General features: G+C 60.2%; 17 protein-coding genes. 5 read left to right on the forward strand and 12 right to left on the reverse strand.

From position 1 onward, the window contains the following. Positions 1-199, forward strand: a 199-nt coding sequence (locus GPA21_RS20580) for a hypothetical protein (protein ID WP_211163343.1), incomplete at its 5' end; no start/stop codon positions are given. A 57-nt stretch (positions 200-256) separates the two neighbouring features. Here GPA21_RS20580 and tyrS read toward each other — a convergent pair. Further along, positions 257-1453: a tyrosine--tRNA ligase gene (gene tyrS, locus GPA21_RS00005; protein ID WP_168986153.1), complete on the reverse strand. Its 1197-nt coding sequence runs from the start codon at positions 1451-1453 to the stop codon at positions 257-259. Between tyrS and GPA21_RS00010 the strand changes: the two genes are divergently transcribed. Continuing rightward, positions 1427-2866 (forward strand): peptidoglycan DD-metalloendopeptidase family protein, encoded by a 1440-nt coding sequence (locus tag GPA21_RS00010; RefSeq protein ID WP_339379824.1) that lies wholly within the window; start codon positions 1427-1429, stop codon positions 2864-2866. The two genes, tyrS and GPA21_RS00010, sit on opposite strands and share 27 nt — an antisense overlap. Positions 2867-2933: 67 nt before the next feature. Here the strand turns inward: GPA21_RS00010 and erpA are convergent, their stop codons facing one another. From erpA to rplM, 4 genes are all read right to left on the reverse strand, one after another. After that, on the reverse strand, positions 2934-3284 hold the full coding sequence (erpA, locus tag GPA21_RS00015) for an iron-sulfur cluster insertion protein ErpA (protein ID WP_168986154.1): 351 nt from the start codon (positions 3282-3284) through the stop codon (positions 2934-2936). A 140-nt stretch (positions 3285-3424) separates the two neighbouring features. Then, positions 3425-4453, reverse strand: coding sequence for an N-acetyl-gamma-glutamyl-phosphate reductase (gene argC / locus GPA21_RS00020; RefSeq protein WP_168986155.1), 1029 nt, complete (start codon positions 4451-4453; stop codon positions 3425-3427). A 106-nt stretch (positions 4454-4559) separates the two neighbouring features. Next, positions 4560-4952 carry a 30S ribosomal protein S9 gene (gene rpsI / locus GPA21_RS00025; protein ID WP_168986156.1) on the reverse strand — a complete coding sequence of 131 codons (393 nt, stop codon included), beginning with the start codon at positions 4950-4952 and terminating at the stop codon, positions 4560-4562. Between the two features lie 13 nt (positions 4953-4965). Beyond that, on the reverse strand, positions 4966-5394 hold the full coding sequence (gene rplM, locus GPA21_RS00030; protein ID WP_168986157.1) for a 50S ribosomal protein L13: 429 nt from the start codon (positions 5392-5394) through the stop codon (positions 4966-4968). 533 nt (positions 5395-5927) lie between these two features. Between rplM and GPA21_RS00035 the strand changes: the two genes are divergently transcribed. Beyond that, a complete protein-coding gene (locus GPA21_RS00035) occupies positions 5928-6347 on the forward strand; it encodes an OsmC family protein (protein WP_168986158.1) in 420 nt (139 codons plus the stop codon). Between the two features lie 36 nt (positions 6348-6383). Here the strand turns inward: GPA21_RS00035 and coq7 are convergent, their stop codons facing one another. From coq7 to GPA21_RS00065, 6 genes are all read right to left on the reverse strand, one after another. After that, entirely contained in the window at positions 6384-7004 is a 621-nt protein-coding gene (coq7, locus tag GPA21_RS00040) for a 2-polyprenyl-3-methyl-6-methoxy-1,4-benzoquinone monooxygenase (RefSeq protein ID WP_168986159.1), read from the reverse strand. A 49-nt stretch (positions 7005-7053) separates the two neighbouring features. Then, positions 7054-7596, reverse strand: a complete 543-nt coding sequence (locus GPA21_RS00045) for a CNP1-like family protein (RefSeq protein WP_168986160.1) — start codon at positions 7594-7596, stop codon at positions 7054-7056. Positions 7597-7645: 49 nt separating this feature from the next. Beyond that, a complete protein-coding gene (locus tag GPA21_RS00050) occupies positions 7646-8233 on the reverse strand; it encodes a DUF3501 family protein (protein WP_211163344.1) in 588 nt (195 codons plus the stop codon). Positions 8234-8255: 22 nt separating this feature from the next. Continuing rightward, the gene (locus GPA21_RS00055) at positions 8256-9599 is read right to left on the reverse strand and encodes a heterodisulfide reductase-related iron-sulfur binding cluster (RefSeq protein ID WP_168986162.1); all 1344 of its coding nucleotides are present in this window, start codon (positions 9597-9599) and stop codon (positions 8256-8258) included. Positions 9600-9720: 121 nt separating this feature from the next. Next, positions 9721-10143, reverse strand: coding sequence for a rubrerythrin family protein (locus tag GPA21_RS00060; RefSeq protein WP_168986163.1), 423 nt, complete (start codon positions 10141-10143; stop codon positions 9721-9723). A 213-nt stretch (positions 10144-10356) separates the two neighbouring features. Beyond that, a complete protein-coding gene (locus GPA21_RS00065; RefSeq protein ID WP_168986164.1) occupies positions 10357-10887 on the reverse strand; it encodes an RNA pyrophosphohydrolase in 531 nt (176 codons plus the stop codon). 232 nt (positions 10888-11119) lie between these two features. Between GPA21_RS00065 and GPA21_RS00070 the strand changes: the two genes are divergently transcribed. Together GPA21_RS00070 and GPA21_RS00075 are read left to right on the forward strand one after the other, a co-directional pair. Then, positions 11120-12844 (forward strand): proline--tRNA ligase, encoded by a 1725-nt coding sequence (locus tag GPA21_RS00070; RefSeq protein ID WP_168986165.1) that lies wholly within the window; start codon positions 11120-11122, stop codon positions 12842-12844. Between the two features lie 4 nt (positions 12845-12848). After that, the gene (locus tag GPA21_RS00075; protein WP_168986166.1) at positions 12849-13508 is read left to right on the forward strand and encodes a lytic transglycosylase domain-containing protein; all 660 of its coding nucleotides are present in this window, start codon (positions 12849-12851) and stop codon (positions 13506-13508) included. A gap of 22 nt (positions 13509-13530) precedes the next feature. Here GPA21_RS00075 and GPA21_RS00080 read toward each other — a convergent pair whose 3' ends face one another. After that, complete coding sequence (locus GPA21_RS00080) at positions 13531-13995, reverse strand: Lrp/AsnC family transcriptional regulator (RefSeq protein ID WP_211163345.1); 465 nt, start codon at positions 13993-13995, stop codon at positions 13531-13533. Positions 13996-14134 lie beyond the last annotated feature (139 nt).

The raw sequence follows: 14134 nt of genomic DNA on the forward strand, positions 1-14134 counted from the left end.
AATACCGAGCACCCACATCTTATCGGTTGTTCAAATTTTTAAAGAACCGCTGACCAAGCAGCGAAGAAGCGGAATTATGAAGAAGACCAAACAACTCGTCAACCCCCAGAAGCACTCAAATCCAAACGCGCTTCACTTCCCCCTCCAACCCCGACAGCCACAAAAACAACCCGCCGCCGAAGCAAGCCGCGCATTATAAACAGAACAAACGCAGCGTCAACTCCAGTTGGATCACTTTTGGATCGGAACACGACCCTCAACGCAGCGTTACGCGCGCAAACCGTCGCTTCCCAACCTGCAGCACGACGGCTTCCCCAGTCGGGAGCACGAGATCCTTGTCGTCGATTCGCTCACCATCAAGACGCACCGCACCCTGTGCGATCATTCGCATCGCCTCCGAGGTAGACCCCGTTAGGCCCGCTTGCTTGAGAACCTGCACTATCGAAAGCCCACCCTCGGCAGCCTGCACGACCACCTCAGGCAGGTCGTCGGGCAACTGCCCGCGACGAAAACGGGCCTCGAAATCTTCGGCAGCCTCCTCGGCCTCGCGTCTGCTGTGAAAGCGCTCCACCAGCTCCTGCGCCAGGAGCACCTTGATGTCGCGGGGGTTTCGCCCCTCCGCCACGGCAGCGCGCATGCTTTCGATCTCGGTCAGCGGACGGAAGGACAGCAGCTCATAGTAGCGCCACATCAGGTCGTCGGAGACCGACATCACCTTGCCAAAGATTTCGCGCGGCGCTTCGGAGATACCGATGTAGTTGCCCAGCGACTTCGACATCTTATTGACGCCATCCAACCCCTCCAGAAGAGGCATTGTGAGCACGCACTGCGGCGCCTGACCATAGTGTCGCTGCAACTCCCTTCCCACCAGAAGGTTGAATTTCTGGTCCGTCCCGCCGAGCTCGACGTCCGCCTTCATCGCCACGGAGTCGTAGCCCTGACAAAGAGGATAGAGGAACTCGTGAATCGCGATCGACTGCCCAGTGGCATAGCGTTTCGAGAAGTCATCTCTCTCCAGCATCCGTGCAACGGTATGCAGAGACGCCAACCGGATCATGCCGGCGGAGCCAAGACCTTCCATCCAATCGGAATTGAAGCAGATCCTCGTCTTGTCCGGATCGAGGATCTTGAACACCTGCTCCTGATAGGTTTTCGCGTTCTCGAGGATCTGCTCGCGCGAAAGCGGCGGGCGGGTTGTGTTCTTGCCGGACGGATCACCAATCATTCCGGTGAAGTCGCCGATGAGGAACATGACCTCGTGACCCAACTCCTGGAAATGGCGGAGCTTGTTGATGAGCACGGTGTGGCCGAGGTGCAGATCAGGTGCAGTCGGATCGAAACCGGCCTTGACGCGCAGCGGCAGACCGGCCTCAAGGCGCGAAACCAGCTCGGATTCGACGATAAGCTCCTCGGCACCACGTTTGATGTGCGCGAGCGCCTCGCTGACATACATCAGAAACCCTCCAGACTATGCGGCAATGTGCAAACTTTTGGTAGAATCGTACAAATTTTTTGCCAAAGGGATCACATGCAGACGGAAAAAGCCGAGATTCTAGCGGAACGCCCGGGCAAATACTCACCTGTCAGGCGTTATTCGGTATTGAGTGCGCTGGTCGCAACAACACTCCTCGGCGCCGTGGTGGCAACTGCAGTGGCACCAGGCGACAATCAGATGCCTTTCGAACCGGAGCTCGTCATCGAGCGACTGGGCATTCCGGAAATGGTGACTGTTGAACATGACAGCGCCCTGCCCTATGTGTTCGACGAACGGATCCAGCCCGGCGACACGATTCAAACGATACTTCGCCGTCTGGGCATCTCCGACGCCGAAGTCATCGCGTTTCTGATGAGCGACGAAGATGCGCGCAACGTGTTGCGCCAACTTCGCGCGGGAAGGTCTCTCGTCGCGACCACGAATGCGGAGGGGTTGCTGTCGAGCCTGAACCTTCCCGTCGGACGGGGCGCCGAACGGTTCATTATCGAACGAACCCCCAACGGCATCGAGAAGGTTGGCGAGAGCGTGGCCGCAGTCGACACCTTGGTCGAGATGCGTTCCGGGACAATCACGCACTCGCTTTACGGCGCGACCGACGCCGCCGGCGTACCGGAAAGCGTCGCCAACCGTTTCGCCCAGATCTTCGGTACTCAGATCGATTTCACACGTGACCTGCGCGAAGGCGATCGTTTCAGCGTAGTTTATGAAACGGTGTACGACCAAGGCGTCCCGGTGAGTGCCGGCCGCATTCTCGCAGCCGAATTCGTGAACCAGGGCCAGACCCATACCGTCGTCCTCTATCGCGAAGCCGATGGGAATGAAGCTTATTACACGCCCGACGGCCGCGGCCTGAACCAGGCCTTCCTGCGCTATCCGCTGGAATTCACGCGAATTTCCTCGAGTTTCGGTCGTCGGATGCATCCCATTCACCGCAACTGGCGAAGCCACAACGGCACTGACTTCGCTGCACCTACCGGCACGCCGATCATGGCTTCGTCCGATGGACGAGTGAGCTTTGTAGGCAGCCAGCGCGGTTACGGCAACACCGTCATTCTGCAGCACCGAGACAACTATTCGACGCTGTATGCGCACATGAACGGTTTCGCGAAGGGCCTTTCCAACGGCCAGCGGATACGTCAAGGGCAGATCATCGGTTACGTTGGGATGACCGGGTGGGCAACCGGGCCGCACTTGCACTACGAGATCCGCATCAACAATGTGCCGCACGACCCAATGAAGATTGCCCTTCCCCAGGTTCAGCCACTCAGCAAGGACGAAATTGGCCGGTTCAAGGTCGACACTGCTCCCATGCTGGACCGCCTGGCATTGCTGAACTACCAGCCATTGGCTGTCGCCAGGCTGCAAGACTAAGCATTTCAAGCAGTCAGAAAATCAAAGGGCTCCGCAGGAGCCCTTTTTTTTCGACAGCGGACGGCATTCAGGCCGAGAACGAGGATCCGCAACCGCAGGTGCTTGTCGCGTTCGGATTGCGAATCACGAACTGAGAACCTTCGATCCCCTCGGTGTAATCGATCTCGGCGCCGACCAGGTACTGATAGCTCATGGGGTCGACGAGCAAGGTTACGCCGTTCTTCTCAAACGGCGTGTCGTCTTCATTCACCTCTTCATCGAAGGTGAAACCATACTGAAACCCGGAGCAACCGCCACCGCTTACGAAGACACGAAGCTTGAGGTCGGGATTGCCTTCCTCGTCGATCAGCTCCTTGACCTTGTTGGCGGCGCTGTCCGTGAAGACGAGCAGTTCTGGGGTTTCGACTGCAGTATTCATTGTCACTCCTCTGTTGAGTTTCGGGGCGTCACTCATGTGTCTGATTCGACGTTTGCCCGATTGCGCTGTTGGACTTGCGATTTTAGACCTAGTTCCACCACACTGCACTGCCTCGGTGCGGTTCGAACCTGCAGATTCGTTCAGGGGCTCACCGGAACGATGTCCAGTCCGGCGCGCTCATCCAGACCAAACATGATGTTCATGTTCTGTACAGCCTGTCCCGCCGCACCTTTGACCAGGTTGTCGATAACCGACAGCACGACGACCACATCACCGCCCTGCGGACGGTGAACGGCGATGCGGCACATGTTGCTTGCACGAACCGTGCGCGTCTCGGGGTGCGCCCCCGCAGGCATGACATCGACAAAGGGCTCGTCTCGATAGCGGCTCTCGAACAAGGCCTGAAGGTCGGCCTCACCGGTCAGCGTCGCATAGAGGGTTGCGTGAATACCGCGAATCATCGGCAGCAGATGTGGCACGAAGGTCAGGCCGACTGGCTGTCCGCTCAACAGCGACAACCCCTGTCGGATCTCCGGCAGATGACGATGCCCCGCAACGCCGTATGCCTTGAAGCTGTCAGCCGCCTCGGCAAGAAGCGTGTGGATTTCCGCTTTACGCCCAGCACCGGAGACACCAGACTTGGCGTCGGCCACCAGTCGTTCGAGATCGACGAGTCCAGCTTCAATAAGCGGCAGAAAACCCAACTGCACGGCGGTCGGGTAGCAACCGGGATTGGCAAGAACCCGCGCACCACGAATCTGCTCACGGTTCAATTCAGGCAACCCATAGACGGCTTCAGCGACCAGCTCGGGGGCCGCGTGCTCCATGCCGTACCACTTTTGCCACTCGGCGACGTCACGGATACGGAAGTCCGCGGCTAGATCGACGATGCGCACGCCGGCATCCACCAGCTCGCGCGCCTGATTCATCGCGATGCCATTGGGCGTGGCGAAGAAGACGACATCGCATGCAGCCAGATCGGCGTCCTGAGGCGTCACGAAAGCCAGATCGACCCACCCGCGGAGACTCGGAAACATGTCGGCGACTGCAGTGCCTGCATCACCTCGGGAGGTAATGGCCTGCAGCGCCACCCCCGGATGCCTGGCAAGCAGTCGCAGGAGCTCCACGCCCGTGTATCCGGTACCACCGACGACACCAACCTTGATCATGCGTAAATCTCCTTGAAAGAGGCGCTGAAGAACGCCGACATTATCTCACGCTCGCCAGAAACAAAAAGCCGCCCCTCGGGCGGCTTTCTGACGAAGCGCGTTTGAATTAGCGCTTGGAGAACTGCTTGCGACGACGCGCCTTGCGCAAGCCGACTTTCTTACGCTCGACCTCGCGAGCATCACGAGTCACGAAACCCGCCTTGCGGAGTTCGCCCTTGAGCTCAGCGTCGTAATCAATCAGCGCACGAGTGATGCCGTGACGCACTGCGCCCGCCTGACCAGACTCACCGCCGCCAACGACGTTGACCATGATGTCGAAGCGGTTCTCGTTTTCGGTTAGAACCAGGGGCTGGCGAACGATCATACGACCGGTTTCACGCGAGAAGAACTCGTCTACCGGCTTGCCATTGACGACGATGTTGCCGCTGCCCGGCTTGATAAAGACACGTGCGACCGCGGTTTTGCGACGGCCGGTACCGTAGTTGTAGCTAACAGCCATGGATCGGCTCCTGTCAGATCTCGAGAACTTTGGGCTGCTGCGCGCTGTGCGGATGCTCTGCACCCGCGTAGCACTTCAGCTTCTTGAGCATCGCGTAGCCCAGCGGACCCTTCGGCAGCATTCCCTTCACTGCTTTCTCGAGCACGCGCGCCGGAAAGCGCTGCTGCATCTTGGTAAAACTGGTTTCGTAGATACCGCCCGGGAAACCGGTATGACGGTAGTACTTCTTGTCGGTGGCCTTGTTGCCGGTCACCCGCAGCTTGTCGACGTTGACGACGACGATGTAGTCGCCGGTATCGACGTGCGGAGTGTAGATGGCCTTGTGCTTGCCACGAAGACGACGGGCTACTTCTGCTGCGAGACGGCCAAGAACCTTGTCCGATGCATCGACAACAAACCAATCGCGCGTGACTTCATGCGGCTTGGCAGAAAACGTTTTCATTCGAATCCTCGATCTTGTCCGGCCTCGCGAGACGGCCAATAAACGGAAAGCTCGCAATGTTAAATGAAGCGCCCGCCAGGTGTCAAACCCGATGGGCGAAAGAATGCAAAAAAAACGCAGTCCGCGTGGGACTGCGTTAAATCCACACCAAAGGAGGAGGGTGGAGGAGACACCGGGTGAATCGAGCAATTCGATTCGGTTGAGAATGATTATCCACACCCATCTCCCAGGCCGCAAGTGTTTTTTGTGCGCCGCACTACAAATCTTTTGATTTCGCGATAGACTGAATTTATACACCCCGTTTCTCTTGATCTGGCTCAATTCGCTTCGTCGAGAATCTCGTTTGCTCTGACGTCAATCCGCAGAATACCCGTTTCGGGCGACGCAATTGCTGCACTGCACCACGCATTCGTCACGCTTTGAGTCTCGGACGGGCCGGCTACCCGTCGAACTACATCCGCTACAATGCCGCGACTGTTTGCCTCCGGCCGCCCCGGATCGAGAGGCAGCCCAAAACTGGATTGGAGTCAGGCATGGAATGTTCGGTCAAGTGGATTGGTGATGCAGCGTTCGTAGCGGAAACCGGCTCAGGTCATCTCGTGGCGATGGATGGCGCACCTGAGGCAGGAGGGCGCAATCTCGCTCCGCGTCCGATGGAAATGCTGCTGGCGGGGGCCGGCGGCTGCAGCGCTTTCGACGTCGTGCTTATTCTGAAGAGAGGGCGTCACCCCGTTCGCGACTGCGAAGTCCGATTGAGTGCGGTCCGTGCCGAGACCGACCCCAAGGTGTTCACCCATATCCATTTCCATTTCGTCGTCAGCGGCAAGGGCCTGAAGGCCGAGGCGGTAGAACGGGCGGTCAAGCTGTCGGCGGAGAAATACTGCTCGGCATCGATCATGCTCGGCAAGTCCGCCGAAATCACCCATGATTACGAGGTCGTCGATAGCGACTGACGCCCCTCGCATCCGAACCGAAAGAGGTCGAGGCGGTCAGATCCGATAGCTCGTGGCGGTCATGACCCTGGACATGACCCTCATCAGTCCCTTCACTGGCATTGGCAAGTCATGCGCACCGAGGCGCACTGCCATATCCGCGTGTTCCCGTTCGTCTTCACGCATCTGCTCGAGAATGGCGCGCGACCGCGCGTCACCTTCCGGCAAGCGCTCCAGGTGATCGGACAGGTGCGCCTCAACCTGACGCTCGGTCTCGGCCAGAAAGCCGAGGTTCCAGCGATCGCCCAGTCTGCCGGCAAGCATGCCAAGCGACAGGGAGCCCGCATAGAAGATCGGATTGAGGAGGCTCTTGTGTCCGCCGAGCTCGGCAATCCGTTGCTCGGTCCAGGCCAAATGCTCGGTTTCCTCGCGCGATGCCTGTTCGAGCTCCCGCTTCACCGACTCTGATCGACACGTGATCGCCTGCCCTTGGTACAGGGCCTGCGCGCACACCTCCCCGCAATGGTTGATCCTCATCAGCGCGGCTGCGGTTCGGCGCTCGCCCTCGTCATGGGTCAGATCCGGCGCTTCGGCACCGGGCGTCGGTCTCGCACTCGCAGCTGGCGCAAAAAGCGTTCGCAGGGCACGGTCGAACTGAATGATGGCCTGGTCAATCATGTTGGCTCCACTCCGGATCGACGCTCGACGTAAGCGCCTGATCCAAGGTTCAAGGCGTCACACGCCGCCGGTCCTGCCGTAACAGGCGCAGCGCTTCCGCAGCCGAGCGCGGCGCCGCCGGCCCGTCGCAGAAATAGTCGAAGGCGAGCGCGGCCCGCGGCCGGTTGTAAGCGTTGTCGATGATGGGCTCCCATTCGGAGCGCCGCGCCGGCGCCCATTCTCCGTCGGCGCGGCCAAGGGCGTAGATTCGCCGCTCACCTGTTGCGCACCGGATGCCTTCGAAGCTCACGTTCTCGGCACCTCCCGGTGTACGCACGATCAACACATAGCGAATCACGCCGTCGTCACCTACTGTCAGCGTACGCTCGTCCAGGTAGAAACGGTTTGAACTGGCGGCACTGACGAAAAACTGACGCAGAGAGGACTCCGCAGGCGGTTCAGGGTAGCTGACTACACCTTCGGCCCAGTTCGGGTCGGGGTCGGAAAAGAGCCCGGCCTGCACGCCTGAAGCGGCACCGAGAAAAAACAAAAACCCCGCCAGACCCAAGGCCCTGCGGGGATTCAGGAAGAAGTACGAATCGATCGAAGCCATGAGCGAATGTTAGCAGAGCCACTCCAGCTTGTGCGGTCGCTCGCGTCTCTCAGTCCAGATCGGATACCAGCTCGGCGAGCGTCTCGGGTGACAGGCCGTCGAGGTGCATCGGATACTCCTTGTGATCGCATCCGACTTTCATCTGAGCGCCGGACTTGAGCGCGGCGCACATCGGCGGGGTGAGCTCGAAGCGCAGGAAGTGCACCGCCGAGGTCTTGTCCTCCGTGGTTCGCTCGAGATCCTCATCCGCAATCGCATACACGCGCTTCTGCCCCTCGACTTCGACGAACACCTGGTTCTCGATGCCCCGCAGCCGCCTGAGCGCAGCCTTGCGCTCGAGCTCCAAGGTGTACTCGATCATCATCGTCGCCTTGAAGTTGCTGCCATCCGGCACGAGCGGATTGTAAGCATCGAGCTCATCCTGAATGCCTTCGCTCTCGAAGATCTTCTCAACCCGCAACATTTCCTGGATCTGGTAACGCATCAACTCCTCGTTTTCGAAAATCAGGGTCAGATGTTCGCCCAGATGAACGGTGCGCCGCTTGCGCAGCGCGATGATGCGCTCGCGAATCTGCGGGCGTTGCTTGTGGTATTGCTCGAGCGAAAGCAGGGATTCGGGGGTAATCTTGGTTGCCATCATCATCGTTCCACTCATTCGGTTAGTCGGTGAGGCCGTAAGCCTTGGCGAGCAGCGTCAGGGGATGGGCCATTTCGGCCTTCTTCATGCCGGCCTCCGCCATACCCTGCTCGATGTGATGCCCGGCCAGCTGGCAATCCGAACTGATGTAGTCCGGCTCGGCCTCGCCCATCGCCCTGAAGACCGGCCGGCCAATCTTCATCGCGGTGGCGTGATATTCCTTCTTGACCCCCCAGGTGCCGGAATGACCCGAGCAGCGCTCCACGACCTTCACCTCGGTATCGGGTATGAGCTGCAGGGTTTCGGCGGTCTTCTTGCCGACGTTCTGCACGCGTGAATGACACGGCACGTGGTAGCCAACCTTGCCCAGCGGAGTCTTGAAGTCGGTTTTCAACAGCCCATCCTTGTGGCGGGCGATGAAGTATTCGAACGGGTCCCACATTGCCCCCTTGACCACCTGGGTCTCGGCGCACTCGGGGAACATCAGCGGGAGTTCCTGCTTGAAGGTCAAGGTACAGGATGGAATTGGCGTCACGATCGCGTAGCCCTCGGCTGCGAGCTTCGCCAACCGGGGCATGTTCACCTCCTTGTTGGCCGCGACCGCGTCCAGGGCGCCCAGCTCGAGCTTGGGCATGCCGCAGCAGGCTTCCTTTTCGACGATGACGTAGGGAATCTCGTTGTAACGAAGCACATTGAGCAGGTCGCGACCGATCCCGGGCTCGTTGAAGTTGATGTAGCAGGTCGCGTAGATCGCCACCTTGCCGGGCGTGCGCTCACCATCGATCACCTTGGGCGCATCGGACTTGGGCGCTATCGCACGGAACTTCTTGGGTGCGTAGGGTGGTATCCACGCCTTCTTGTCGACGCCGAGCATGCGCTCCATCGCCGAGCGCATTGCACCGGTCTTGTTCACCGCATTCACCGTGGCGGTGACAATCGGAATGCCGGCGAACTTGCCAAGCGTATCGGTGGAAGAAAGCAGCTTGTCGCGGAGCGTGGTCTCGCCCTTCTTGTGCTTGACCGCCTTCGCACGCAGCATGAGGTGCGGAAAGTCCAGATTCCACGGGTGCGGCGCAACGTAGGGACACTTGGTCATGTAGCAGACGTCACACAGGTAGCACTGGTCGACCACTTTCCAGAAGTCCCGCTTGGCCACCCCCTCAACCTCGCCCTCCTCGGTTTCGTCGACGAGATCGAACAGGACCGGAAACGCGTTGCAAAGACTCAAACAGCGGCGGCACCCATGGCAGATGTCGAAGACGCGCTCCAGCTCTTCGTTCAGTTTCTCTTCGTTGTAGAAGTCCGGGCTCTTCCAGTCCAGGGGGTGCCGCGTTGGCGCCTCCAGGTTTCCTTCGCGTACGCTCATGGCCACTCCTCACGTTGCATGCGGGGGAATCAGCAGACCACGCCGTGCCGGGTCGTGCCCGCGCACGGCACATGAAAACCCGGGCTGCGCGGTGCGCAAGCCCGGGCACCGGGGGCAACGCTCAGTCAACCAGCGCGTCAAGCGCCTTCTGATAGCGGTTGGCGTGAGAACGCTCGGCCTTGGCAAGCGTCTCGAACCAGTCGGCGATCTCGTCGAACCCCTCCTCGCGCGCCGTCTTGGCCATACCGGGGTACATGTCGGTGTACTCGTGGGTCTCACCGGCCACCGCGGACATCAAATTCTCACGGGTAGCGCCGATCGGCATGCCGGTCGCCGGATCGCCCGACTGCTCGAGAAACTCGAGATGACCATGGGCGTGGCCGGTTTCACCTTCGGCGGTGGAGCGGAACAGCGCAGCAACATCATTCTGACCCTCGATGTCGGCCTTGTTCGCGAAGTACAGATACCGACGGTTGGCCTGCGATTCACCTGCGAACGCTTCCTTCAAACAGGCTTCGGTCTTCGATCCTTTCAATTGAGGCATCCTTCTCTCCTGTCGCTACGAAGTGGTGTAGAGGACCGTAACGCACCCAAAGAATGATTCTGGATACGTTCCAGTGCGACCACTCTAGACCAAGCGACAACACGCAGGTCATTGCGATTAGCTAATACCTGAATAGACTCCGTTTATCGGGCCAGGCACAACAAAACGAGGATCGCAACCGGCGATCCCCGTTTCGAGAAAGAATCCGTCGAGTCAGACGTCGCGCGCTTCGGCCAGCGATCGATAGGCCTCGGGCAGTTCGAACGCGCGGTGCCGGAACAAATGCAAAGCCAACTCGGACAATGCCTGTTGATAAACCCCGCGCTTGAAGTCGATGACCGTGTCCAGCGGCACCCAGTACTCACTCCAGCGCCAGGCATCGAACTCCGGCTTGCGGCAGGTTCGCAAGCAGACATCGCTGTCGCGCCCTACCAGACGCAGCAGAAACCAGACCTGCTTTTGTCCTTTGTAGGTATTGCGCCACTCGCGCCTGATCCAGTGTTTCGGAACGTCGTACCTCAACCAGCCGCGCGTTCGACCCAGGATCTTGACGTGTTCCGGCTTGAGCCCGACCTCCTCGTACAGTTCCCGGTACATCGCCTGGCGTGGTGATTCGCCATGCTTGATGCCACCTTGCGGGAATTGCCAGGAATGCTCTCGAACACGTTTTCCCCAAAAAACCTCGTTACGCGCATTGACCAGAATGATGCCGACGTTCGGGCGATAGCCTTCCCGATCGAGCATGATCTAACCCTTGATTCTTGAATTGTTGCAATTTTTCCACAGAAGCCGGTGGTTTGAAAGCGCGCACTGACGCCGGTTCCCGGTTCCATTCGTGCGCCCGTCGGCACACCGACTGGGCAATACAGCGGAACGCAGTGGCCGCGACCGTCCGGTATGCAGCACACCGTCTTGCGATTGCTGCCAGACTGCTAGAATCGCGACTTTGACACCCTGTTGCCCGGACACCCAAAGAATGCTCGCCAGCCGTTTCTTCATCTCCACTCTCAAGGAAGCCCCGTCCGACGCCGAAGTCACGAGCCAGAAGCTCATGCTTCGCGCCGGACTGATTCGCAAGGTCGCGGCCGGCATCTACACCTGGATGCCAATGGGTCTTCGCTCCTTGCGCAAAGTCGAGACCATTGTGCGCGAGGAAATGAATCGCGCGGGTGCGATCGAGGTGTTGATGCCGGCGGTGCAACCGGCCGAACTGTGGCAGGAGTCTCAGCGCTGGGAGGCCTACGGACCCGAGCTGCTGCGCCTCAAGGACCGCCATGACCGCGATTTCGTCGTAGGCCCGACCCACGAAGAGGTAATCACCGACGTCGCGCGCCGCGAGCTGAAGAGCTATCGCCAGTTACCCAGGCACTTTTACCAGGTGCAGACCAAGTTTCGCGACGAGATCCGCCCGCGCTTCGGCGTCATGCGCGGGCGCGAGTTCACGATGAAGGACGGCTATTCATTCCACGCCGACTACGCGGATCTCGAGCGGGAATACCGCAACATGTACGACACCTACACCCGCATCTTCACCCGGCTCGGCCTCGATTTCCGCGCGGTGGCGGCCGACACCGGATCAATCGGGGGCACCGGCTCGCACGAGTTCCATGTCATCGCCGAGACCGGTGAGGATGACATCGCCTACTGTCCCGACTCCGACTTCGCCGCCAACGTGGAACTGGCCGAAGCGTTCGGCCCGGGCGTCGCACGCCCCAGCCCCTCGCGCAGCCTGGAGAAGGTGCATACCCCTGGCGTCAAGACCATTGCGGATCTGGCCGACTATCTCAAGATCCCGGTCGAAACCACAGTCAAGGCGATCGTCGTCAAAGGCGACGAAACGCCTGCGGGCGAGCCGGTGCTGTTGATGGTGCGCGGCGACCACGAACTCAACGCGATCAAGGCACAAAAGATCGAGGGCATACTGTCTCCGCTGACCTTCGCCTCGCCGGAGGACATCCTCGTGGCTTTCGGTGCCAACCCCGGCTCGCTCGGCCCGATCGGCTTCAAGGGGCGGGTGATAATGGATCGCACGGTGGCTGCAATGGCCGATTTCGTCATCGGCGCCAACGACGATGACTGGCACTACGTCGGCGCGAACATCGGCCGCGACTTCGAAGAGCCCGAAGTCGCCGACTTGCGCAATGTGGTCGCCGGCGACCCCTCGCCGGACGGCAAGGGGTCGCTGGAAATCTGCCGTGGCATCGAAGTCGGCCACATCTTCCAGCTGCGCACCAAGTACTCCGAAGCGATGTGCTGCCGCTTCCTCGACGAAAACGGGCGCGAACAGCACATGGAGATGGGCTGCTACGGCATCGGCGTGACCCGAATCCTCGGTGCGGCAATCGAGCAGAACAACGACGCGCGCGGCATCATCTGGCCACAGGCCATCGCCCCGTTCGAGCTCGTGCTGTGCCCGGTGGGTCTCGGCAAGTCAGACGCGGTCCGCGAGCATGCTACCCGGCTCTACGAGTCTCTGCTGGAGGCCGGCATCGATGTCATCCTCGACGACCGCAACGAACGGCCGGGCGTGATGTTTGCCGACTGGGAGCTCATCGGCGTACCTCACCGGGTCGTCATCGGGGACCGAGGTCTCAAGGACGGGCTCATCGAGTACCAGGGGCGACGTGACGTCGAAGCACTGCAAATCCCGCTCGCCCAGGCGGTCGACTTCATCCGCGGCAAGCTGACAACAGCGAGCTGACACCATGTCTCTCGGCCGCATCCCGCGTCGCGTAACAGGCATTCTGGCAGTGGCCATCGGCTGCTCTATGGCGTTGCCTGCGATGGCCGGGCCGCAGCAGTACGAGCCAATGTCTGCGAGCGTGCGTGCTGCGCTTCACGCTGCGGTGAGTGATCGCGGTGTGCCGGAACTGCTGATCGAGGACGAGATCGAGCGCGAGCGCTGGCTCACCACGATGTCCGAGCGCCTGCGCCGCTGGGTGCCGGACGAACGCTACCGCGAAGAGTTGCTGGTCACCATCCACTACGAGGCCACCCGCGCCGGCCTCGACCCGCAGCTGGTGCTGGCTGTCATTCAGGTGGAAAGCGCGTTCCGCAAGTACGCAATTTCCAGCGCGGGCGCGCGCGGCTACATGCAGATCATGCCCTTCTGGGTCGATGTCATCGGCCGGCCCGACGACAACCTGTTCCACATGCGCACGAACCTGCGCTACGGCAGCATCATCCTGCGCCATTATCTCGACATCGAAAAAGGCGACCTCTTCCGCGCGCTCGGGCGTTACAACGGCAGTCTCGGTCGAGCAACCTACCCGAATCTGGTGCGCACTGCGTGGGAAGGCAACTGGATCTACCCGACCCTGCAGCTCGCTGCCGACGACAACGTCGATACACGCGCGCCCAACTGATCGGCGTCCCACGCTCGACCGCTCACGCTGCCTCCACCGGCAAGACCGTGTCGTACTTGACCTCCCGCAGCACCACCGCGGTCCTCACGTTCGCAACACCGGGCAGCGTGAAGATGCGCTGATGGAGAAAACGGTCGTAGGCCTTCATGTCCTCGACGACGACCTTGAGAATATAGTCCGCATCGCCGGTGGTGCTGTAACACTCGATCACCTCGGGATGGGCCAGCACCGCCCGCTCGAACTCCTCGACCGTATTGCCCGCGTGCCGCAACAGGGTGACATGTGCGAGCAGGCACTCCTTGAGCCCGACGGCTTCACGGTCGATCAGCACAGTGTGACGACGTATCAGTCCGGCACGCTCGATTTCCTTTAGCCGCCGCCAGCACGGTGTCGCCGACAGGCCGACCCTGCGCGACAACTCCTGTACTGACAGCCGGCTGTCCTTCTGCAATTCGTACAGCAAACGACGGGAAATCCGATCAAGCATTCTCATTCCTCTAATGTTCTGATTGGAGTCAAGTTATTCTCAAGATACTCCGAATCGCGAATGAATAGGAACGCATGATCCACTCCGCAGCTCTAGACTGAAAAAACACAAGAATGCGCCGGCACGCACTGCGATGCCA

The sequence above is a fragment of the Azoarcus taiwanensis genome, assembly GCF_012910885.1.
Lineage (GTDB): Bacteria > Pseudomonadota > Gammaproteobacteria > Burkholderiales > Rhodocyclaceae > Azoarcus_F > Azoarcus_F taiwanensis.

Coding starts and splice junctions, on each gene's coding strand:
- tyrS (WP_168986153.1), bottom strand. CDS start 1,453: ATGTATGTCAGCGAGGCGCTCGCGCACATCAAACGTGGTGCCGAGGAG.
- erpA (WP_168986154.1), bottom strand. CDS start 3,284: ATGAATACTGCAGTCGAAACCCCAGAACTGCTCGTCTTCACGGACAGC.
- argC (WP_168986155.1), bottom strand. CDS start 4,453: ATGATCAAGGTTGGTGTCGTCGGTGGTACCGGATACACGGGCGTGGAG.
- rpsI (WP_168986156.1), bottom strand. CDS start 4,952: ATGGCTGTTAGCTACAACTACGGTACCGGCCGTCGCAAAACCGCGGTC.
- rplM (WP_168986157.1), bottom strand. CDS start 5,394: ATGAAAACGTTTTCTGCCAAGCCGCATGAAGTCACGCGCGATTGGTTT.
- GPA21_RS00035 (WP_168986158.1), top strand. CDS start 5,928: ATGGAATGTTCGGTCAAGTGGATTGGTGATGCAGCGTTCGTAGCGGAA.
- coq7 (WP_168986159.1), bottom strand. CDS start 7,004: ATGATTGACCAGGCCATCATTCAGTTCGACCGTGCCCTGCGAACGCTT.
- GPA21_RS00045 (WP_168986160.1), bottom strand. CDS start 7,596: ATGGCTTCGATCGATTCGTACTTCTTCCTGAATCCCCGCAGGGCCTTG.
- GPA21_RS00050 (WP_211163344.1), bottom strand. CDS start 8,233: ATGGCAACCAAGATTACCCCCGAATCCCTGCTTTCGCTCGAGCAATAC.
- GPA21_RS00055 (WP_168986162.1), bottom strand. CDS start 9,599: ATGAGCGTACGCGAAGGAAACCTGGAGGCGCCAACGCGGCACCCCCTG.
- GPA21_RS00060 (WP_168986163.1), bottom strand. CDS start 10,143: ATGCCTCAATTGAAAGGATCGAAGACCGAAGCCTGTTTGAAGGAAGCG.
- GPA21_RS00065 (WP_168986164.1), bottom strand. CDS start 10,887: ATGCTCGATCGGGAAGGCTATCGCCCGAACGTCGGCATCATTCTGGTC.
- GPA21_RS00070 (WP_168986165.1), top strand. CDS start 11,120: ATGCTCGCCAGCCGTTTCTTCATCTCCACTCTCAAGGAAGCCCCGTCC.
- GPA21_RS00075 (WP_168986166.1), top strand. CDS start 12,849: ATGTCTCTCGGCCGCATCCCGCGTCGCGTAACAGGCATTCTGGCAGTG.
- GPA21_RS00080 (WP_211163345.1), bottom strand. CDS start 13,995: ATGCTTGATCGGATTTCCCGTCGTTTGCTGTACGAATTGCAGAAGGAC.